Raw genomic sequence first — 20,770 nt, forward strand, 5'->3', positions numbered from 1 at the left:
GGGGCGCGGGGAACTGCGCGACCAGCCACACTCGGCCCGCACCCCGCAGACAACAGATCTCGGCAGACGCTTACGCACCCCACCCCGCCTGCTCCCCACCAACCCGCTCAGAAACGATCTTCTCCGCCCACCCGGAACGGCGATACGCGGCGATCGGGTCCGGGTCAAGACCGCTTTCCTCCCGCACCTCAGCAAGAAGAGGCCGGACATCGGTGTTGTACGCATCCATCAGCACGGCATTGGCCTCCAGCACATCACCGCTGCGCTGCGCCGCACCCAACGCGTCAGCGTCGACCAGCAACGCCTTCGCCGTGGCCTCCTGCACATTCATCACCGACCGGATGATCGCCGGAATCTTCGCCTCGATGTTGTGGCACTGGTCGAGCATGAACGCGACCTCGGGCGAGAACCCCCCGCCACGGATCACCTCGTACATGATCCGGAACAGCTGGAAGGGATCGGCCGCGCCCACCATGAGGTCGTCATCCGCGTAGAACCGCGAGTTGAAGTCGAACCCGCCGAGCTTCCCCTCCCGCAGCAGCGTCGCCACGATGAACTCGATATTGGTCCCCGGCGCGTGATGCCCCGTGTCGACGACGACCTGAGCCTTCGGCCCGAGCTTCAGGCAGTGGGCGTACGCCGTGCCCCAGTCCGGCACATCGGTCGAGTAGAAGGCCGGCTCGAAGAACTTGTACTCCAGCAGCATCCGCTGCCCCTCGCCCAGCCGCTCGTAGACCTCCGCGAGCCCCTCGGCGAGCCGGTCCTGCCGGGCCCGGATGTCGTCCTGCCCGGGATAGTTCGTCCCGTCGGCGAACCACAGCTTCAGGTCCGTCGAACCCGTCGCATCCATGATGTCGACACACTCCAGCAGATGGTCGACGGCCTTGCGGCGCACAGAAGCCTCCGGGTGGCAGATGCTCCCGAGCTTGTAGTCGTCGTCCTGGAACGTGTTGGAGTTGATCGCGCCGAGCTTCACCCCGCGCTGCTCGGCATGCTTCGCCAGCGCCGCGTAGTCGTCGACCTTGTCCCACGGAATGTGCAGGGCGACGGTCGGTGCGGCCCCCGTGAACTCGTGCACCTTCGCCGCGTCGTCCAGCTTCTCGTACGGATTGCGCGGCACACCGGCTTGCGCGAACACCTTGAAGCGTGTGCCCGAGTTCCCGTACGCCCACGACGGCGTCTCGACTGCCTGGGTCTTGAGAGCGGCCTTCACCGCGGCGAGCTCGGTCACGTCAGGGCTCCTGAGGCATCGGGTCGTAATGACCACCGAATGAAACGATTCAGGACGCGAAGTTATGGGCCCCCCGAAGGGGTGTCAACCCCTCTGGTCGACACGGTTACTCGTGACCAGGGCGTGACCTTCTGTCCTCGAAACTTTTTCGACCGGAACCCATTGACGTGACATGCGCGACCCGCCTAACGTCCCGGCAATCCAGTTGAAACCTTTCACGACGCCGAGAGGGCCGTCCCGCCGGCGTCGTCGAGGAGCCCCCATGACCCACCCGTCCACCACGGGTCCGGCCCCGGTTCTGGCACTGAAGGACGTCTCCAAGTCCTTCGGCGCGGTCCGCGCACTGCGGGACGTCTCCCTGGAGCTGTTCCCCGGGGAGGTGCACGCGCTCGCCGGTGAGAACGGTGCCGGCAAGTCCACCCTCATCAAGGCACTCGCCGGAGTGCACCGGCCGGACGCCGGCCAGGTGCTGCTCGACGGTGCGCCCGTCACCTTCCATGGCCCCGGCGACGCCCGCGACGCCGGCATCGCGGTGATCTACCAGGAGCCCACGCTCTTCCCCGACCTGTCGATCGCCGAGAACATCTACATGGGCCGCCAGCCCCGGCGCGCCCTCGGCCGGATCGACCACAAGGCCACGCACAACGCGACCGCCGCCCTCATGGAGCGCCTCGGTGTCGAACTCGACCCCGACCGGCCCGCCCGCGGCCTGTCCATCGCCGACCAGCAGATCGTCGAGATCGCCAAGGCCCTCTCCTTCGACGCCCGCGTCCTGATCATGGACGAGCCGACCGCCGCGCTCACCGGCAGCGAGGTCGCCCGCCTCTTCGGCGTCGTACGCACCCTGCGCGACCAGGGCGCCGCCGTACTGTTCATCTCCCATCGGCTGGAGGAGATCTTCGAGATCTGCCGGCGGGTCACCACCCTGCGCGACGGCGCCCTGGTCGGCAGCGAGCCACTGGAGGGCATGACCGAGGACGACCTCGTGCGCCGCATGGTCGGCCGTGACCTCGACGAGCTCTACCCCAAGCAGGACGTGCAGCCGGGCGAGGTCGCCCTGAGCGTGCGCCGCCTGACCCGCGAAGGCGTGTTCACCGACGTCTCCTTCGACGTACGGCACGGCGAGATCGTCGGCCTCGCCGGACTCGTGGGCGCCGGGCGTACGGAGGTCGCCCGGGCCGTGTTCGGCATCGACCGCTGGGACGCCGGCGAGGTCACCGTCGACGGCAAGGCCCTGGTCAACGGCGCCCCGTCCACCGCGATGTCCGCCGGCCTCGCCCTGGTCCCCGAGGACCGACGCGCCCAGGGCCTGGTGATGGACATGTCGATCGAGCGGAACATCGGACTCACCGGGCTGCGCACGACCGTGAAGGCGGGTCTGATGGACCGGGGCGCCGAGCGCAGCCGCTCCCTCGACTGGGCCGTCAAGCTCCAGGTCAAGTACGCCCGGATCGCCGACACCGTCAACACCCTCTCCGGCGGCAACCAGCAGAAGGTCGTGCTCGCCAAGTGGCTCGCCACCGCGCCCAGGGTGCTGATCGTGGACGAGCCGACCCGCGGCATCGACGTCGGCACCAAGGCCGAGGTGCACCGGCTGCTGTCACAACTGGCCGCCGACGGCGTGGCCGTCCTGATGATCTCCTCCGACCTGCCCGAGATCCTCGGCATGGCCGACCGCGTGCTGGTCATGCACGAGGGCCGGCTCACCGCCGAAATCCCACGCTCCGACGCCACCGAGGAAACCGTGATGGCCGCAGCCACCGGGAGGGCCGCCGCATGACGGTCGTCACCCCACAAGAGGCCCCCGTGGCCGACGTGCCCAAGTCGAGCGGCACCCGCCTCGTCGACCGCGTCTTCAAGATGCGCGAACTCGCCATCCTCGTCGTCTTCCTGGTGATGATCGCGGTCACCCAGGCCGGCAACAGCCAGTTCCTGTCCGAACAGGGCATCAAGGACCTGCTGCTGAACGCGACGATCCTCGTGCTCGTCGCCACCGGGCAGTCCCTCGTCGTCATCACCCGCAACGTCGACCTGTCCGTCGGATCCACGCTCGGCATCAGCGCCTTCGCCGCCGGAACGTATCTCCAGGGCGGCGGCAACCCGGTCGTGGCGATCGCCCTGGCCGTGCTGCTCGGCATCGGCTTCGGACTGCTCAACGGCCTGCTCGTCAGCCTCGGCCAGGTGCCCGCGCTCGTCGTCACCCTCGGCACGCTCTACATCATCCGCGGCATCGACTCCATCTGGGTCGGCTCCAGCCAGATCACCGCGGCCGATCTGCCCGGAGGTTTCGTCGACTTCGGCTCCGGCGGCATCTCGGCGGTGCCGTACCTGGCGCTGATCGCCCTGGCGGTCCTCATCGCCACCGCCTACTACCTCAAGCACTTCGCCAGCGGCCGCGAGCTGTACGCGCTGGGCTCCAACCCCGAGGCCGCCCGCCTCGCCGGCATCCCCGTGCGCAAGCGGATCCTCGCCGCGTACACCTTCTGCGGCGCCCTCGCCGGACTCGCCGGCGCGATGTACCTCGCGCGGTTCGGCAACGTCGACTCCGGCACCGGCAACGGCTATGAACTCACCGTCGTCAGCGCGGTCGTGGTCGGCGGCGTCGTCTTCACCGGCGGCTCCGGCAGCGTCTACGGCGCGGCCCTCGGCGCGCTGCTGCTGACCTCCATCAACAGCGTGCTGCCCGCCCTCGGCGTCAGCTCCGTCTGGGTGCTCGCCATCAACGGCATCCTGCTCATCCTCGCCATCGCGGTCGACCGGATCGTCGCGCTGCGCGTGGCCTCCGCCCTGAAGAAGAGGAACGCCCGCCATGGCTGACATCTCCCTGAGCCGAGCGGTCCGCTGGGACACGGTCGTCGGCGCCCTGCTGATCGTGGTGCTGTTGTTCTCCTTCGGCTTCGTCGACGGGTTCGGCAACGCGCTCAACCTGTCGTTCCTCATCGGCAACACGCTGCCGATCGCGCTGATCGCCCTGCCGATGACCCTGCTGGTCGTATCCGGGGAGATCGACCTGTCGGTGGCGTCCACGGCGGGTCTGTCCGGTGCCGTGATGGGCGCCCTGTGGAACCAGGGCATGGCCATCGAGACGATCATCCCGATCTGCCTGCTGCTGGGTGTCGTGTGCGGGCTGATCAACGGCCTGCTGGTGACCAGGCTTGGGCTGCCGTCCCTCGCCGTCACCATCGGCACGCTCGCCGCGTACCGGGGTGTCGCGCAGATCGTGCTCGGGTCGGACGCGGTGACCGACTTCCCCACGCAGTACCTGGACTTCGCGGCCGGGCGCATCGGGGACACGTTCATCCCGTACGCCTTCCTGCCGTTCCTCGTCCTGCTCGCCATCGCCGTGGTCGCGCTGCACGCCACGCCGTTCGGGCGGTCGCTGTTCGCGATCGGGGCGAGTGAGGAGGCGGCGCGGTTCGCCGGCATCCGGGTCAAGCGGCAGAAGCTGATCCTGTTCACGCTGACCGGTCTGATGGCCTCCCTGACTGGCATCTTCTGGGCGCTGCACTACGCCAGCGCCCGCTACGACAACGCCACGGGTCTGGAACTCTCCGTCGTGGCGGCCGTGTTGCTCGGCGGTATCGACTTCGACGGTGGCAAGGGCACGCTGGGCGGCGCCATCGCCGGGGTGTTCCTGCTGGGGGCGTTGCAGAACGTGATGAGCCTCCAGGACGTCTCCGCCCAGTCGCAGATCGTCGTCACCGGCGTCCTGCTCGTTCTCTCCGTGCTCGGCCCGCGGGTCGTACGGCAGATCTCCACAGCGAGGGCGGGCCGCAGAGCCGCCTCGACTCCCACCTCATAACCAGCCCTTCCTCGTAAAGGACGACAGCCATGCGCAAGTCAACCCTCCGCCGCAGCTGCGCGGCGCTCGCCACCGCCACTTCTCTCGCTCTGGCGCTCACCGCCTGCGGTGGCGGCACCACCAAGAAGGACGTGCAGAGCGAGGGCGGCTCCGCAGCCGCGGCCGGCAAGGCCGACCCCAACGCCGAGCTGAAGAAGGGGCTGACCGTCGGCTTCCTGCCCAAGCAGGTCAACAACCCGTACTTCACCTCCGCCGACAAGGGCGGCGAGAAGGCGCTGAAGGAGCTCGGCTCCAGCTACAAGGAGGTCGGCCCCTCCAGCGCGACCGACACCTCCGGCCAGGTCTCCTACGTCAACACGCTCACCCAGCAGCAGGTCGACGCGATGGCCGTGTCCGCGCAGGACCCGGGCGCCCTGTGCACCGCGCTCAAGCAGGCCATGAAGAACGGCATCAAGGTCGTCACCTACGACTCCGACACCACGCCCGACTGCCGCAACGCCTTCGTCTCGCAGGCCTCCGCCGAGGACCTGGGCCGTACCGAGGTGCAGCTGCTCGCCAAGCAGATCGGCTACAAGGGCGAGATCGCGATCCTGTCCGCCGCGCAGACCGCGACGAACCAGAACACCTGGATCGACTTCATGAAGGACGAGCTGAAGAAGCCCGAGTACAAGAACATGAAGCTGGTGAAGACCGCGTACGGCAACGACGACGCCCAGCAGTCCTTCCAGCAGACCCAGGGCCTGCTCCAGGAGTACCCGAACCTGAAGGGGATCATCTCCCCGACCACCGTCGGCATCAAGGCCGCCGCCCAGTACCTGTCGGGCTCCAAGTACAAGGGCAAGGTCAAGCTGACCGGCCTCGGTACCCCGAACGACATGCGCAAGTACGTCAAGAACGGCACCGTCGAGGCGTTCGAGCTGTGGGACCCGGCGAAGCTCGGCGAGCTGGCCGCGCGTACCGCCGTCGCCCTGTCCTCCGGGCAGATCACCGGCAAGGAGGGCGAGACCTTCAAGGCCGGCTCCATGGGCGAGTACACCATCGGCAAGGACGGCGTGATCAGCCTCGGCAAGCCGACCGTGTTCGACGCCAAGAACATCGACCAGTTCAACTTCTGATTCCCGGAGGGTTGTTGATGCAGCGCGTGTGCTTCCTGCTGAAGGTCCGGGCGGACCGCCTCGACGAGTACCGCGAGCGGCACGCCGCCGTCTGGCCCGAGATGCTCCAGGCGCTCTCGGACACCGGCTGGCACAACTACTCGCTCTTCCTGCGCGAGGACGGACTGCTCGTCGGCTACCTGGAGACCGAGGACTTCGCGGCCGCCCAGGCCGGAATGGAAGCCACCGACGTCAACGCCCGCTGGCAGGCGGAGATGGCGCCGTTCTTCGAGTCGCTGGACGGCGCCCGGCCCGACGAGGCCATGAAACCGCTCACGGAAGTGTTCCACCTCGCCTGAACAATGGAGTTCATGAGATGCACAGACGTACGTTGCTGGCCGCCGCTCTCGCCGGAGCCGTGGTGACCCCCGCCTTCGCCGCCGGCACCGCGCGGGCCGCCGACCCCGGCCCCTCCGTCACCAGGACCGGCACCACCACGCTCGACAGCCAGGCCCTCTTCTTCGTGTCGTACGACGGCCTGGTCAACAACAACGCGTTCCAGAAGAACGGCCTGCTGACCTACAAGGGCTACCAGTACGCCGTCTGGTACACGGCCGACCGCAACGCCGTCGTCGGACGCCGGGTCCTCGGCGCCAGTACCTGGTCGACGGTCAAGGTCGGGCACACCCTGCGGTACAACGACTCCCACAACGTGATCTCCATGGGCGTCTCCAAGACCGACGGCCGGCTGCACCTCAACATGGACTCCCACAGCGACGGCTTCACCTACGTCAAGTCGGTCGCCGGGCTCCTGGACAACCCCGGCGGGCTGAGCTGGACCGCGAGCCGCTTCGGCGCGCCCCAGTCCACCCTGGACGGCCTGGCGCTGACCTCGCAGTTCACCTACCCGCAGTTCATCTCCACGCCGGAGGGCAGGCTCCAGCTGAGCTACCGTGTCGCCGTCTCCGGCAACGGCCGCAACGCGCTCGCCGAGTACGACGGCACCAAGTGGACCAACCTGGGGGAGTGGTCCAGCTCCACCGGCACGTACACCAGCGAGCACGGCTCCTCGACCGCCCGCAACATGTACCTGCACGGCATCGACTACGACCGGAACGGCCGGCTGCACTCCTTCTTCACCTGGCGCGAGCAGAACGGCGCCGTGATGTGCAACGGCGGCGGCATCACCAACCACGACACCGGCTACGTCTACTCCGACGACCGCGGCCGCACCTGGCGCAACAACGCGGGCACCGTCGTCGGCGTCACCGGCGGCTCCGACAAGGTGTCCGTGAACGACGCCGGTCTGGTCGTCGACCCGCTCAACCCGGACCACTCCCTGATGAACCAGGAGAGCCAGTCCACCGACTCCGCGGGCCGGCCGCACGCGATCATCTCCTACGTCCCGGGCCGCTTCGGGCAGTGCACCACCGACTACGTCACCGACCGGACGCGCAACGGCCGCGCCTTCCACGTCCGCAGGAACGCCTCCGGCGCCTGGCAGAAGACCGAGATCCCGGTCCCGCTGAACTCCAGCCAGCGCACCAAGCTGATCCTGGACAAGTACGACAACGCGTACGCGATCTTCCCCTTCGGCCGCGTCGCCGGCGCCTCGGCGGCCTCCGGATACACCGACTGGAAGATCCTTTTCGACGGCAGCGGCCTCAACGCCTTCGGCGAGGTCGTCATCGACGAGACACGCGTCGCGCAGGACGGTGTGCTGTCCTTCATGTACCAGGAGAAGTCCAGCGGTACGACGCCCTCGGCGCTGCACGTGATCGACTTCCGCCTGCCCGCCTGACCGAAGCCGGTCGCCGGGGCGGCATGCCGGTAATGTGAAGCCGCTCCGGCCGCCGCCCCCCTCGTCTCACCAGGAGGTCCCTGACCGATGGCCCAGTCGGTGGGTATCAAGGACGTCGCCCGCGTCGCCGGAGTCTCCGTCGGCACGGTGTCGAACGTGATCAACCGCCCGGACACGGTCGCCACCGAGACCCGGGCCCGCGTGCTGTCCGCGATAGACCGGCTCGGCTACGTCCGCAGCGAGTCCGCGCGCCAGCTGCGCGCGGGCCGCAGCCGGATCATGGGGCTGCTCGTCCTCGACATGGGCAACCCCTTCTTCGTCGACGTGGCACGCGGTGCCGAGCGCGCCGCACGGCAGGCCGGGCTCGGCGTGATGGTCTGCAACAGCGCCCAGAACCCGGGCGAGGAGGCCGAGTACCTGTCGCTCTTCGCCGAGCAGCGCGTGCGTGGCGTGCTGCTCACCCCGGCCGACGCCACGGGCCGCAACATCGAGGCGTTCCGCCGGCACGGCATCCCCTTCGTCCTGGTCGACCGGGTCGCCGAGGGCACCACCGAGTGCTCGGTCTCCGTGGACGACGTCGCGGGCGGCGCCCTGGCCGTACGCCATCTCGTCGACGCCGGGCACCGCTCCATCGCCTACGTCAGCGGCCCGCCCGGCCTCAACCAGGTCCGCGACCGGCGCACGGGCGCCCTCGAAGCGCTCGCCGAGGCCGGGCTCGGTCCCGACGCGCTGCGCGAGCTGCCGACCGAACGGCTGGACGTCGCCGCGGGCCGCGACGCCGGTGCCCGCCTGCTCGGCCTCGCCGACCGGCCGACCGCCGTGTTCTGCGCCAACGACCTGCTGGCGCTCGGTGTCCTCCAGGCCATGTACGCGGCCGGTGTCGGCGTCCCGGACGACCTGGCCATCGTCGGCTACGACGACATCGAGTTCGCGGCGGCCGCCGCCGTCCCGCTCACCTCGGTACGGCAGCCCGCCGTCACCATGGGCGCCATGGCGGCCGACCTGCTCCTGGAGGAGACGGAGGAGGACGGCCCGGTCCGGCCGCACGAGCACCGGCGGGTCGTGCTCCAGCCCGAGCTGGTGGTCCGCCGCTCCAGTCTGTCCGCCCGCTGAACCTGAACCGTCGTTCAGGAAGATTTCATGATCCGAAGGGGCCACCCGCGGACGTCCCCTGTGATGAACTGGGACGCGGTCCGAAAATCCGTCCGTCCCGGGAGCCCTGTTGACCCTCAGCTACCGCCAGCCCGGTGTCGTCCTCACCGACCGCCGTTTCACCGTCCCCCTCGACCACGACCACCCCGGGGGCGAGACGATCGAGCTGTACGCCCGCGAGGTCGTCGCGAGCGACAAGGCGCACCAGGATCTGCCGTGGCTGCTCTACCTCCAGGGCGGCCCCGGCTTCGGCGCGGACCGCTCCGTCGGCAGGCCAGGCTGGCTCGGCCGCGCGCTGAAGGAGTTCCGCGTCCTCCTCCTCGACCAGCGCGGCACCGGCCACAGCACGCCCGCCAACCGGCAGACGCTCCCGCTGCGCGGCGGCCCCGCCGAACAGGCCGACTACCTCACGCACTTCCGCGCCGACTCGATCGTCCGCGACTGCGAGGCCATCCGCGCCCAGGTCACCGGCGGCGCCCCCTGGACCGTCCTCGGCCAGAGCTTCGGCGGCTTCTGCCTGACCACCTACCTGTCCCTCGCGCCCCAGGGCCTGGCCACCGTCGTGATCACCGGCGGACTGCCCTCCCTGGACGCCCACGCCGACGACGTCTACCGGGCCGCCTTCCCGCGCATCGAACGCAAGGTCACCGACCACTACGCCCGCTACCCGCAGGACGCCGAACGCGCCCGCCGGATCGCCGACCACCTGCTGACCCACGACGTGGTCCTGCCGAACGGCTACCGGCTCACCGTCGAGGCCTTCCAGTCCCTCGGCATCGTCCTCGGCACCGGCGACGGCACCCACCGCCTGCACTACCTCCTCGAGAACGCCTTCGTCCGCACCCCGCAGGGCTTCACGCTCTCCGACGCGTTCCAGGAGCAGGCGCAGGGCATGCTGTCCTACGCCCGCCACCCGCTGTACGCCCTGATCCACGAGGCGATCTACGGGCAGGACGCCCGGCCCACCGCCTGGTCGGCCGAGCGGGTCCGCGCCGAGTTCCCGCAGTTCGACGCCGCGAAGGCCCTCGCGGGCGACGAACCGCTGCTGTTCACCGGCGAGTCGATCCACCCCTGGATGTTCGACTGCGACCCGGCGCTGCGCCCCTTGCGCGAGACCGCCGACCTGCTCGCCGCCCGCACCGACTGGACGCCCCTGTACGACCCGGCCCGCCTCGCCGCGAACGACGTACCGGTCGTCGCCGCCGTCTACCACGACGACATGTACGTCGACACGGCCCACTCCCTGCGCACCGCCCGCACGATCCGCGGCCTGCGCACCTGGGTCACGGACGAGTTCGAGCACGACGGCGTGCGCACCGGCGGCCAACGGGTCCTGGACCGGCTGCTGGCGCTGGCGCGCAACGAGGCGTGATGCCGTGCCGGACGCGTGGTGATGTCGGTGGCGCCGATTAGTCTGCCGACATGACGACCACTCAACTCCAGCCCATGCCGGACGACTGGCGGCGTGCCCTCGCGGTCGTGGCCCACCCCGACGACCTCGAGTACGGCTGCTCGGCGGCGATCGCGGCCTGGACCGACGAGGGCCGCGAGGTCGCCTATGTGCTGGCGACCCGGGGCGAGGCGGGCATCGACACACTGGAGCCCGAGCGGTGCGGGCCGCTGCGGGAGCGGGAGCAGCGGGCGAGCGCGGCGGTGGTCGGCGTGTCGGCCGTGGAGTTCCTCGACCACAAGGACGGTGTCATCGAGTACGGCACCGCCCTGCGCCGCGACATCGCCGCCGCGATCCGCCGGCACCGGCCCGAGCTGGTCATCACGCTCAACCACCGGGACACCTGGGGCGGCGTGGCCTGGAACACCCCGGACCACGTGGCCGTCGGCCGGGCCACGCTCGACGCGGCCGGTGACGCGGGCAACCGGTGGATCTTCCCGGAGCTCACCGAGCGGGGCCTCGAACCGTGGGACGGCGTGCGCTGGGTCGCCGTCGCCGGTTCCAGCACCCCCACGCACGCGGTCGACGCGACGCCCGGCATGGAACGCGCGGTGCGCTCACTGCTGGAGCACCGCACCTACATCGAGGTCCTGACCGACGAGGACCCGGAGACCTACGTCCGGGGCTTCCTCACCCAGCACGCCGAGGCCACCGGGGAGCGGTTCGGGGGCAGGCCGGCGGTGGCGTTCGAACTGTTCGGCAGATGACGCGGATGACAGGGGAGACGGGGGAGACCATGACAGACAGCAAGGAGCTGGCCGACCGGTTCGAGGAGCACCGGGGGCGGCTGAAGGCCGTCGCCTACCGCATGCTCGGATCGCTCGCCGAGGCGGAGGACGCCGTCCAGGAGGCCTGGCTGAAGCTCGGCCGCACCGACGCGGACGACATCCACAACCTCGGCGGCTGGCTCACCACGGTGACCGGCCGGGTGTGCCTGGACCTGCTGCGCTCGCGCACCGCGCGCCGCGAGGAGCCCATGGACGACACCTTCGTCCCGGACCCGGTGCTCAGGCCCTTGTCGCACATCGACCCGGAGCAGGAGGTGCTGCACGCCGACGAGGTGGGCCTGGCCCTGCTCGTCGTCCTGGAGAACCTGGAGCCCGCCGAGCGGCTCGCGTTCGTGCTGCACGACATGTTCGCCGTGCCGTTCGACGACATCGCGCCGATCGTGGAGCGCAGCCCGGCCGCGACCCGGCAGCTGGCGAGCCGCGCCCGGCGCCGGGTGCGCGGCGCCACCCCGGCGGCCGAGCCGGACCTCGGCCGGCAGAAGGAGGTCCTCGACGCGTTCCTGGCCGCCTCGCGCAGCGGGGACTTCGAGGCGCTGCTCGCGCTCCTGCACCCGGACGTGGTGCTGCGGGCCGACTCGGGTGCCCTGGTGCGCGGCGCGGCCGTGTCCAAGGCCCTCCAGGGGGCGAAGACGGTGGCGGAGCAGGCGCTCATGTTCGCCCGGTTCGCGCAGTCCGCGGAGCTGATGCTGGTCAACGGCTCGGTCGGGGTCGTCAACGCGCCCGGGGGACACGTGCAGTCGGTCATGGGGGTCACGATCGCCGACGGCCGGATCACCGGCATGTACATCCTGGCCGACCCCGAGCGGCTGGAGCGCCTGGAGGCACCTGGCCTCGCGGGCTGACTCAGGCGGCGGCGATGAGCTCGGCGAGTTGTCATTTCGTATGCTGAACGTCATGTCAGATCACACGGCCGCGCGGGCGGAACTGCGCGGCGACTGCGAGCGGTGCTTCGGACTGTGCTGCGTCGCCCTGCCCTTCGCGGCCTCGTCCGACTTCGCGGTCGACAAGGACGCCGGTACCCCCTGCCGCAATCTCCAGAGCGACCACCGCTGCGGCATCCACGCCCGGCTGCGGCAGAAGGGGTTCACCGGCTGCACGGTCTACGACTGCTTCGGCGCCGGGCAGCAGGTCTCGCAGATCACCTTCGGCGGCCAGGACTGGAGGTCCGGACCACCGGAGCACGCCCGCCGCATGTTCGACGTCTTCCCGGTCGTCCGGCAGCTGCACGAGCTGCTGTGGTACCTGACCGAGGCGCTCTCCCTCCCCGCGGCCCGTCCCGTCCACGCCGGTCTGCGCGAGGCCCTGGAGAAGACCGAGGAGCTGACCGGGCTGACCCCCGAGGAGCTCGCCGGGCTGGACGTGGCGGCGCACCGTCAGGAGGTCAACGTCCTGCTGCTGCAGACGAGCGAGCTGGCCAGGTCCGGCACCAAGGGGCGCAAGAAGAACCGCCGGGGCGCGGACCTCATGGGCGCCCGCCTCAAGGGTGCCGACCTGCGCGGCGCCAACCTCCGCGGCGCCTACCTCATCGCCGCCGACCTCACGGGCGCGGATCTGCGGGGCGCGGACCTGATCGGTGCCGATCTGCGTGACGCGGACCTCACGGACGCCGACCTCACGGGGGCGTTCTTCCTCACCCAGCCGCAGCTCAACGCGGCCCGGGGGAGTGCCGGAACCCGGCTGCCCGCGTCAGTCACCCGCCCCGGGCACTGGACAGCGCAGGTCTGAGGCCGGCTCCCGCACCGGCGTCCGGCGCTCCGGGTGCAGCCGCAGCCCCTCCGGCATCAGCGTCAGCCGTTCCGCCACCCGCAGCCGGTACGCCGGGTCGGGGCGCAGCTCGTAGCGCCGCAGCAGCAGGCCGAGCACCAGCGTCGCCTCGTGCAGGGCGAACTGGCGCCCGATGCAGGCCCGCGCCCCGGTCCCGAAGGGCTTGAAGGTGTGCGGGGCCCGGGACCGTACGGCCCGCGCGTCGAAGCGGTCCGGGTCGAACCGCTCGGCGTCCGCGCCCCACACCTCGGGGTCCCGGTGCAGCATCGGCGTCAGCACCAGCGCCCACGCCCCGCGCCGCATGGGATGCTCCCCGGCGAGCACCGTGTCCTCCCGCGCCTCCCGGGCGAAGGCCGGCGCGGTGGGCCACAGCCGCAGCGACTCGTCCAGCACCCGGCGGACGTAGCGCAGCCTGGCCACCTGCTCGTAGGCCGGTTCCGGCGCGTCGCCCCAGACGCGGTCCACCTCGGCGCGCGCCCGGGCCGCGACCTCGGGGTGGCGGGAGAGGTAGTGCAGCGCGAAGGAGAGCGCGCCGGACGTGGTCTCGTGGCCGGCAACGAGAAAGGTGATGACCTGACGGCGGACGTTCCGCGGCTCCAGCCGCTCCCCGGTCTCGGGGTGGGCCGTCTCCAGCATCCGGTCGAGCAGGTCCCCGTTCCCGCGGCCGCAGGCGCGCCGGGTCCGGACCAGCTCGTCGACCGTGCGGTTGAGGTGGGCGATGTCGGCGGCGTTGCGGCGGCTCGCGCTCCGCAGCAGCAGCGGGGCCAGCGGGAAGGGCACCGTGTTGAGCCGCTGCGCGTAGGTCAGCGTGCCGACCATCGCGGTCACGAAGGGATGCGGCCGGGAGCGTTCGAACGACCCGAAGTCGTGGCCGAAGCCGGTGCGCGCGATCGTCTCCAGCGTCAGCTTGGTCATGTCGCCGGGCACGTCCACCGCCCGGCCCTGCGCCGCCGCCCGGTCCCAGTGCTCCGTCAGCCGCCGCGCGACGGCCAGCATCATCGGGTGGTAACCGGCCATGGCCTCACGGCTGAACCCCGGGGCGAGCACGTCGTGCGCCAGCTGCCAGTTGGGCTCGTGGTTGTACGCCGTGAACAGGCCGTCCCCGGCGACCGGCCGCAGGTTCGCGATGCCGAGACCCACGTGCTTGGCGAACCGCGACTCGTCCGCGAGGTCGGCCGCGTGCCGGGCGCCCCACACGAACACGAACTCCTTGCCGAAGGCCTTCCGCCGGAAGACCGGACCCAGTCGGCGGGCGTACCGCAGCGAGTCCTGGAGGGGAGTGCGCCGGTTCACGCCCACCACGTCACCGAGCAGCGGGACCCGGTGCGGTGGATGCGGTATGCGGTCCAGCTCCGGCCAGCCCAGCTCGGCGCTGCGGAACCCTTTGGTCAGCCCGTCCCGTACCGGCGCCTCCGTCATGACGCGATCTCCCTTGATCCAGCGGCGGGTTCGCACGTGTTGTACGTGGGTTCAATAGTGCGGTTCAGTCTGGTCCCGTTGTTGAACCGGCGTCAAGTAAAGTGCGGGCATGGCCGCGAACCAGGGCGGGCGCACGCGCCGCCGGCTCAGCACCGAGGAGCGCCGGGCGCAGCTTCTGGCCGTCGGTGCGCGGCTGTTCTCGGAGAGTCCGTACGACGACGTGTGGATCGAGCAGGTCGCCGAGATCGCCGGGGTGTCGCGCGGGCTGCTCTACCACTACTTTCCGACCAAGCGGGACTTCTTCGCGGCGGTCGTCGAGCGTGAGAGCGAGCGGATGCTGCGCATGACGGCGCCGGTGCCCGGTGTGCCGGTGCGCGAGCAGCTCGCGGGCGGCCTCGACACGTTCCTGGAGTACGTCCAGGCCCATGCCCACGGCTACCGCGCCTTCCACCGCGCCGACGCGGCCGGGGACCAGGCGGTCCGGCGGGTCTACCAGCGGGCTCTGGGCGCGCAGGAGCGGCAGATCCTCGCGGCGCTCGCCGAGGACCCCGAGTTCGGCCCGGCCTGCGAAGAGCGCCCGGAGGTGCGGCTGGCCGTGCGCGGCTGGCTGGCGTTCACCACGTCCGTCTGTCTGGAGTGGCTGCGCGGCACGGAGTTGAGCCGGGATCAGGTGCGCGAGCTGTGCGCCCGTGCCCTGCTGGGTGTGCTCACTCCCTGAAAGAGCTCGTAAAGATCACGTGACGTGGTTGGCTCACGCCCGGATCTTCGGTAGGTTAGGCAAGGCTTACCTAAGGAGGTCTGGGATGGGTGACGACAGCCACGGCTGGACGGCGGCCCCTGCCGCTGCGGAGCGGGCGCGCTCGGTGCTCGCCGCCGCATGGTCCTGCTCGGTGACCGCGGAGGGCACGCGGGAGGAGCTGGTGGGCGCGCACACGGTGACCGAGGACGGCCGGGTGCTGGTGGACGTGCCCGAGGACAGCGCCCTGCTCGGGGCCGCGATCTGCGCGCCCCGCGGCGAGCCGTCCGCGGTGCTGGAGTTCGCCGACGTGGCCCCCGTCCCCGTGCGCGACCGGATCCGCGCCCGGCTGTGGCTCGCGGGCTGGTTCGCCGTCGAGGAGGACCGGCTGGCCTTCCGGGCCACGCGCGTGGTGCTGCGGCAGCCGTCCGGGGCCGTGGTCGTCGACCTCGACGACTTCGCCGCCGCGACGCCCGACCCGCTCGGCACGGCAGAGGCCCGGCTGCTGACGCACCTCGCCGACTGCCACGCGGACGCGGTCGAGCGGCTCACCCGCCTCATCGGCTCCGACAGCCTGCACGGCGCGGTCCGCGTCCAGCCCCTCGCCGTCGACCGGCACGGCCTGACGCTGCGCATCGAACGCACCCGCGCCCACGGCGACGTACGGCTGGCCTTCCACACACCCGCCGACGACGTCGCGCAGCTCACCGAGCGCATGCACGTCCTGCTCAGCCAGGCGACCGCCGCGGCCTGCCCGCGCGCCCTACAGTGGCAGCGCACAGACGGCGACCGGTGACGGAAACGGTTCACCGGCGCGCCGCAGCGCGCCGCTCGTCTCGTCCACCCGGAAGACGGTCACGGTGCCGGACTTCTGGTTCGCCGCGAACAACAGCGTGCCCTCCGGAGAGAAGGCGATCTGGCGCGGGAAGTCCCCGCCCACCGGCACGGTTTCCAGCAGCCTGAGCCGGGCGCCGTCCTCCTCGACGGCGTAGCGCGTGAGGCTGTTGTCGCCGCGGTTGGCGAGAAAGGCATGACGGCCGTTCGGGGTCACCAGGAACTGCGCCGGGTAGTTGGTGCCCGGACCGGTGCCCGTGGACTGCGGTTCACCGACCGTGACGCGGCCGGAGGCGGGGTCGTAGGAGCAGACCGCCACCGTGTTGTCGACCTCGTTCGCGAGGTAGGCGTACCGGCCGCCGGGGTGGAACGTCAGGTGGCGCGGGCCCGCGCCCGGCCGGGTCCGCGCCTGCGCGGCCTCGGTGAGCGTGCCGGCCTTCTCGTCGAGCCGGTACGTGTACACGGTGTCCGTGCCCAGGTCCACGGCGAGCACGTGGCGGCCGTCGGGGCTGGTGAAGATCTGGTGGGCGTGCGGACCGTCCTGGCCCGGTCCCGGTGCCGGACGGGTGTGCCGGACGAGATCGGTCCGCTCTCCCAGGGCGCCCGAGCCGTCGATCGGATGCACCGCCACGCTGCCCGAGCCGTAGTCCGCGCTGAGCAGCCACCGCCCGCCCGGATGCACCGACAGGTGGCAGGGGGCCGCGCCGCCGGTGCTCCGGCTGCCCAGGACCTTCCGGTCGGACAGCCGGACGGCCGTCACGGCGCCGTCCTCGCGCTCGTTCACCGCGTACAGCGTGTGGCGGTCCGGGTGGATCGCGAGGTACGACGGGTCGTCGACGCCGGTGAGCGTGCCGGTGCCGGTGATCCGGCCCGTCGCCGCGTCGTACGTGGCCAGCCCGATGCCCTTGCCGCCGCCCTCGGCGGAGGTGTAGGTGCCGAGGTAGAGCGGGCGCGGGCCGGACGGGCGACGGGCCCCGCCGGACGGACTCGCGCCCGACTCGGGGACCGCCGGAGTCGTCGGGGACGCGGGCGCGGGCGCGTCGTCACAGGCGGGCAGCGCCGCCGCGGCGGCTCCGCCCGCCAGCGCGCCGACGAACCGGCGCCTGCTCCAGCCACCACTGCCCATGTCGCCCCTCAGGTCGTCACTCGTCCCCGTCGCGCAGCCACCTTGGCGTGGATCACCCGCCGGGTGCAACAAAGGCACCGGGTGTTGCGGTCCGTGCAACGCGCTTCAGGTGGTCGCTCAGCGAGAACGCCCGCCGACCCCCGTACGGTTCCGCCACATCTGCTCCTGAACGCCCAGGCGCTCACGCAGCCGGGTCAGCCGGGGCATCCGCACGCGCTGCTCCCGGGACACCCGGTCCAGTTCCTCGAACAGGCGCCGGGTGCGGTGCTCGGTGTCGAGCTCGTCCAGGATCCGGTTGACCTCCGTCAGGACGGCGCCGAGCAGCTGCCAGTGCCGCGTCTCGCGCTCGGCCTCCTTGCGCAGCAGCAGGGCCAGCTTGTCGCGGGTGCCCGCCGCGGTGCGCAGTTCCGCGGTGAGGCGTTCCTCCGCCGACTCGGCGCTCGCGCTCAGATGAGTGGTCACCAGCACCGCGAAACTCACCACCGCGTCGGCGATCTCGGAGAGCAACTGCTCCAGCGCGGCGCCCGTCTCGCCCTCGAACAGCGGCTCGGGCTCACGTTCCTTCGCCAGGTCGGTGAGGGAACGCGCGAGCACGCGCAGGACGACCGTGCAGATCTCCAGCGTGTCCAGGCCGGTGCGCAGCACCACCCGGTGCAGCAGGCCCTCCCGCACGCGCGGGTTGAGCCGCAGGCTGTCCTCCGCCTGCCGGAGCGCCGCGTCCACCTCGACGATGTCGTGGTCCAGGCGCCGCGCCTCGTGCAGCCGCTCCGCCGCGCGGTCCGCGGGCGTACGGCCGGCGGCCTCCTCTCCCATGCGCAGCATCAGCTGCCGCAGCCGGCGCGCCAGATCCTCGACGGACGCGCCCGCCTCCTCCACCCACACCGGCGGAGCCAGCAGCAGATTGCAGCCGAGTCCGACGACCGCGCCGATCAGCGTCTCCACCACGCGGGCCCAGGCGGTGTCCCCGACGGTGGTGACCCCGAGCACCAGCATCGCGCTGATGGCGACCTCGGGTACGTACTCCTCCACCCGGACCAGCCGTCCCACGGCCAGCGAGGCCACGAGGAGCAGCGCCAGGCTCCACCAGGTGAGGCCCACCAGGAGGCTGAACGCGATGGCGACGAGGACGCCGGTCACCACGGCGTTCACCCGCCGGAAGCCGTTGGTGAGTGTGGCGTACAGGGTCACCTGGACGACCAGCAGGGCCGTCAGGGGAGCGGTGAGCGGTGCCGCCTCGGGGCTCAGCCGCAGCGCGATGACGTAGGCGATCGTCGCCGCGAACGCGGACCGCACCGTCTGGACGACCACGGGGTCCCGGCGCTTGTGCATGATCCGCCTGGCGTGCGCCGTCCACTCACGTACCTCTTGCATCCTGGGGCTGTTCCCCTTCCCCTGGCGTATCGAACGCATCCATGAAGGACGTTAATGCCGGGGGAAACCACGGGCGACCGAGAGCCTCAGGCGTACACCTTGTCGAGGAAGGCGGTCAGATGGCCCATCGTCCGCTCGATCTGCTCCTCCAGGGTGAGGCTCTCCTCGAAGCGGGGCCCGCTCTCCGGCACCTTCTTCCCGCGCAGGTACAGCGAGCAGGCGAGGTCGGTGCACATGTACGCCCCGACGGAGTTCCCCTCACGTCCGGCCGCTCCCGTCTTCCGCGCGGTCATCAGCGCCACACCGCCCCGCGGGTGCGTCGTCAGGCACAGCGAACACATGCTGCGATGCAGAAAGCCCCGCTGCGCGGCCTGGAACCGCATCGACACCCCGACGAGCCGCCCCTCGCGCTCGGTGACCAGATAACTCCGATCCGGCGCACCCGGATCCCGCCACCCGAGAAAGTCGAGATCGTCCCAGGGGCGCTCGGCGAGGTCCCGGGGTACGGACAGACGCTTCGCCTCTCCCTTGGAGCAGTTGATAAAGGAGTTGCGGATGTCCTGTTCGGTGAGTGACCTCATCGGAGGGCTCCTGGTCGTCATCGGCGGTCGTCATCGACGAACCCTAGGGGTCCTAGGTTCGCGATCAGGTTAGAAGCATCGAAGACAGGGGAGCCAATGGATTTCGCCGAGGTCGCGTCCGCACGCGCACGGGCGGCGCTGCGCCATGTGGCGGGCGGCTCGTCAGGGCCCGCCGTCGATCCGCAGGTGCGGATCACACTGAACTTCCACCCGGACCGGCCGGCGGGCGGCGTGCCCCTCCTCGTGGCGCTCGCCCGGGACGGCGCCTACCACTCGCAGTTCGTCACCGGCACCAGCAACGGCGGCCTCACGGCCCGCCCCGGCGGCGACCGGTGGCACTGGGAGAGCCGGATCTTCGGCGGGGCGTACGACGCAGCGGCCGCCCACGAGCGACCCGTCTACGGCGCCCTGAACTTCCGCCGGCAAGTGGTCGGCGCGGCGCCGCGCTTCGGCTCCTCCCACTTCCGGCTGCGCGCCGGCGCCGTGGCCCGCGCCACGTTCTGCTACCCCGACAGCGCCGCCGAGCCGGCCGACTTCGGCGTGGCGGCCGGCATGTCGCTCATCGCGCTGGCCGAGGCGGACGAGCAGGACGCCCTCGACGACTACATCGAGGCGCACGTGCACGGAGGCGTCGATCTCGCCCGGGACATGGAGGCGCTGGTGCTGGACGCCTGCTACCGCGGCACACCGGTCGAGACCGCGGCCCGGCGCCTGCCCTGCCCCGTCGAGTGGCACCCCGGCTACCGGCTCACCGTGGCCGGGCTGCGGCGCCACGCGGACTACCGCGGCCCGGAGTACGCGGACCTGGGCGCGCGGATCGCCCGGGACGGCCTGATCGACCCCAGGGCCATCGGCGACGCCGCCCGGACGGGCCGGTACGAACTGCAGCACCTGAAGAAGGTGTGGCACACCCTCGCCCGCTTCGGAGCACCGGAGGGAGCCGGCACCGCCTACTCCGCGGCCGGGGCCTCCGGCGGCCAGACCCCCGGTGTGAGCACCCCCAGCGCGTAGGCGCGGGCGACCAGTTCCGTGCGGTTGGTGGCGTGCCAGCGGGAGGACAGGCGGCGCAGGTGGTAGGTGACGCCGTCGGTGGTGAGGCCGGTCTCGCGCGCTGCCCGGGCCGTGGTGGCGCCGGAGGCCAGCAGGGCCAGGATGCGGGCCTCCACGGGGGTGACGCGGGCCTGTCCGGCGGGCGGGGCGGGGGAGGGGGCGCGTTCGCCGTCCACGCGCAGCATCACCAGCAGCGCCGGTGTGTCCTCCGCCGTGTCGCTCACCGGGTCCGCCGTCAGTTCCCCGTACCGCTCCGCGCCGCCGGGCGCCCGCCAGCGCACCGACACCTGGTAGCGCGAGCGGTGCCGCAGGCGCAGGGCCTGGGCGATGCGCTCCACCTGCGTCGCCTCCCGCGGGCTGAACAGGTCCAGCACGTCACGGCCGCGCAGCCGCCCCGGCGTCGTACCGCACTCCGCGGCCATCGCCGGATTGGCGAGCAGCACCGCTCCGTACACGTCGCACACCGCGACCGGCATCGCGACCCGGTCGAAGAGGAGCAGGGCGCGGTTGCGCCACGTCACGGCCTCCTGCCGGGCCTGGTCCACGAGTGTCTCCTGCCACGCCGGGCCGC

The 20,770-nt window shown here is 71.4% G+C and carries 20 protein-coding genes; 14 read left to right on the forward strand and 6 right to left on the reverse strand.

The window, feature by feature from the left end; translation table 11 throughout:
* Positions 1-70 precede the first annotated feature (70 nt).
* Entirely contained in the window at positions 71-1,231 is a 1,161-nt protein-coding gene (gene rhaI / locus ABFX81_RS06505; RefSeq protein WP_086845999.1) for an L-rhamnose isomerase, read from the reverse strand.
* 262 nt (positions 1,232-1,493) lie between these two features.
* Here rhaI and ABFX81_RS06510 point away from each other — a divergent pair, with 262 nt between their 5' ends.
* The 11 genes from ABFX81_RS06510 (at position 1,494) to ABFX81_RS06560 (ending at position 13,043) form a co-directional block, all read left to right on the forward strand.
* Entirely contained in the window at positions 1,494-3,011 is a 1,518-nt protein-coding gene (locus tag ABFX81_RS06510; protein ID WP_086846001.1) for an ATP-binding cassette domain-containing protein, read from the forward strand.
* Positions 3,008-4,048 (forward strand): ABC transporter permease, encoded by a 1,041-nt coding sequence (locus ABFX81_RS06515; RefSeq protein WP_059414372.1) that lies wholly within the window; start codon positions 3,008-3,010, stop codon positions 4,046-4,048. Before ABFX81_RS06510 ends, ABFX81_RS06515 begins: the two co-directional genes overlap by 4 nt.
* Positions 4,041-5,033, forward strand: a complete 993-nt coding sequence (locus ABFX81_RS06520) for an ABC transporter permease subunit (RefSeq protein ID WP_086846003.1) — start codon at positions 4,041-4,043, stop codon at positions 5,031-5,033. Before ABFX81_RS06515 ends, ABFX81_RS06520 begins: the two co-directional genes overlap by 8 nt.
* A gap of 29 nt (positions 5,034-5,062) precedes the next feature.
* The gene (gene rhaS / locus ABFX81_RS06525) at positions 5,063-6,148 is read left to right on the forward strand and encodes a rhamnose ABC transporter substrate-binding protein (RefSeq protein WP_086846005.1); all 1,086 of its coding nucleotides are present in this window, start codon (positions 5,063-5,065) and stop codon (positions 6,146-6,148) included.
* A 17-nt stretch (positions 6,149-6,165) separates the two neighbouring features.
* Positions 6,166-6,486 carry an L-rhamnose mutarotase gene (locus ABFX81_RS06530; RefSeq protein WP_059414378.1) on the forward strand — a complete coding sequence of 107 codons (321 nt, stop codon included), beginning with the start codon at positions 6,166-6,168 and terminating at the stop codon, positions 6,484-6,486.
* 17 nt (positions 6,487-6,503) lie between these two features.
* Entirely contained in the window at positions 6,504-7,928 is a 1,425-nt protein-coding gene (locus ABFX81_RS06535) for a BNR-4 repeat-containing protein (RefSeq protein ID WP_086846008.1), read from the forward strand.
* An 87-nt stretch (positions 7,929-8,015) separates the two neighbouring features.
* Positions 8,016-9,041, forward strand: a complete 1,026-nt coding sequence (locus tag ABFX81_RS06540; RefSeq protein ID WP_086846010.1) for a substrate-binding domain-containing protein — start codon at positions 8,016-8,018, stop codon at positions 9,039-9,041.
* A 109-nt stretch (positions 9,042-9,150) separates the two neighbouring features.
* Entirely contained in the window at positions 9,151-10,452 is a 1,302-nt protein-coding gene (locus ABFX81_RS06545; RefSeq protein WP_086846012.1) for an alpha/beta fold hydrolase, read from the forward strand.
* A gap of 50 nt (positions 10,453-10,502) precedes the next feature.
* Complete coding sequence (locus ABFX81_RS06550) at positions 10,503-11,237, forward strand: PIG-L deacetylase family protein (RefSeq protein ID WP_086846014.1); 735 nt, start codon at positions 10,503-10,505, stop codon at positions 11,235-11,237.
* A gap of 29 nt (positions 11,238-11,266) precedes the next feature.
* Positions 11,267-12,160 carry an RNA polymerase sigma factor SigJ gene (sigJ, locus tag ABFX81_RS06555; protein ID WP_086846016.1) on the forward strand — a complete coding sequence of 298 codons (894 nt, stop codon included), beginning with the start codon at positions 11,267-11,269 and terminating at the stop codon, positions 12,158-12,160.
* Between the two features lie 52 nt (positions 12,161-12,212).
* On the forward strand, positions 12,213-13,043 hold the full coding sequence (locus ABFX81_RS06560) for a pentapeptide repeat-containing protein (protein ID WP_086846031.1): 831 nt from the start codon (positions 12,213-12,215) through the stop codon (positions 13,041-13,043).
* On the opposite strand, the gene ABFX81_RS06565 is transcribed toward ABFX81_RS06560, so the two are convergent.
* Complete coding sequence (locus ABFX81_RS06565; protein ID WP_086846017.1) at positions 13,005-14,501, reverse strand: cytochrome P450; 1,497 nt, start codon at positions 14,499-14,501, stop codon at positions 13,005-13,007. The two genes, ABFX81_RS06560 and ABFX81_RS06565, sit on opposite strands and share 39 nt — an antisense overlap.
* Before the next feature lie 109 nt (positions 14,502-14,610).
* Here ABFX81_RS06565 and ABFX81_RS06570 point away from each other — a divergent pair, with 109 nt between their 5' ends.
* Together ABFX81_RS06570 and ABFX81_RS06575 are read left to right on the forward strand one after the other, a co-directional pair.
* Positions 14,611-15,219 carry a TetR family transcriptional regulator gene (locus ABFX81_RS06570; protein ID WP_086846019.1) on the forward strand — a complete coding sequence of 203 codons (609 nt, stop codon included), beginning with the start codon at positions 14,611-14,613 and terminating at the stop codon, positions 15,217-15,219.
* An 85-nt stretch (positions 15,220-15,304) separates the two neighbouring features.
* The gene (locus tag ABFX81_RS06575) at positions 15,305-16,033 is read left to right on the forward strand and encodes a DUF2470 domain-containing protein (protein ID WP_086846021.1); all 729 of its coding nucleotides are present in this window, start codon (positions 15,305-15,307) and stop codon (positions 16,031-16,033) included.
* Here the strand turns inward: ABFX81_RS06575 and ABFX81_RS06580 are convergent.
* From ABFX81_RS06580 to ABFX81_RS06590, 3 genes are all read right to left on the reverse strand, one after another.
* On the reverse strand, positions 16,001-17,197 hold the full coding sequence (locus tag ABFX81_RS06580) for a beta-propeller fold lactonase family protein (protein WP_086846023.1): 1,197 nt from the start codon (positions 17,195-17,197) through the stop codon (positions 16,001-16,003). The two genes, ABFX81_RS06575 and ABFX81_RS06580, sit on opposite strands and share 33 nt — an antisense overlap.
* A gap of 117 nt (positions 17,198-17,314) precedes the next feature.
* Positions 17,315-18,568 carry an FUSC family protein gene (locus ABFX81_RS06585; RefSeq protein WP_086846025.1) on the reverse strand — a complete coding sequence of 418 codons (1,254 nt, stop codon included), beginning with the start codon at positions 18,566-18,568 and terminating at the stop codon, positions 17,315-17,317.
* An 86-nt stretch (positions 18,569-18,654) separates the two neighbouring features.
* Positions 18,655-19,149 (reverse strand): FBP domain-containing protein, encoded by a 495-nt coding sequence (locus tag ABFX81_RS06590; RefSeq protein WP_086846027.1) that lies wholly within the window; start codon positions 19,147-19,149, stop codon positions 18,655-18,657.
* Between the two features lie 96 nt (positions 19,150-19,245).
* Between ABFX81_RS06590 and ABFX81_RS06595 the strand changes: the two genes are divergently transcribed.
* The gene (locus tag ABFX81_RS06595) at positions 19,246-20,160 is read left to right on the forward strand and encodes a DUF3626 domain-containing protein (RefSeq protein ID WP_086846029.1); all 915 of its coding nucleotides are present in this window, start codon (positions 19,246-19,248) and stop codon (positions 20,158-20,160) included.
* Here the strand turns inward: ABFX81_RS06595 and ABFX81_RS06600 are convergent.
* Positions 20,100-20,744 (reverse strand): helix-turn-helix transcriptional regulator, encoded by a 645-nt coding sequence (locus ABFX81_RS06600; RefSeq protein WP_346137736.1) that lies wholly within the window; start codon positions 20,742-20,744, stop codon positions 20,100-20,102. The two genes, ABFX81_RS06595 and ABFX81_RS06600, sit on opposite strands and share 61 nt — an antisense overlap.
* Positions 20,745-20,770 lie beyond the last annotated feature (26 nt).

The organism is Streptomyces coeruleofuscus, assembly GCF_039532725.1.
In the GTDB taxonomy this organism is placed as follows: Bacteria; Actinomycetota; Actinomycetes; order Streptomycetales; family Streptomycetaceae; genus Streptomyces; species Streptomyces coeruleofuscus.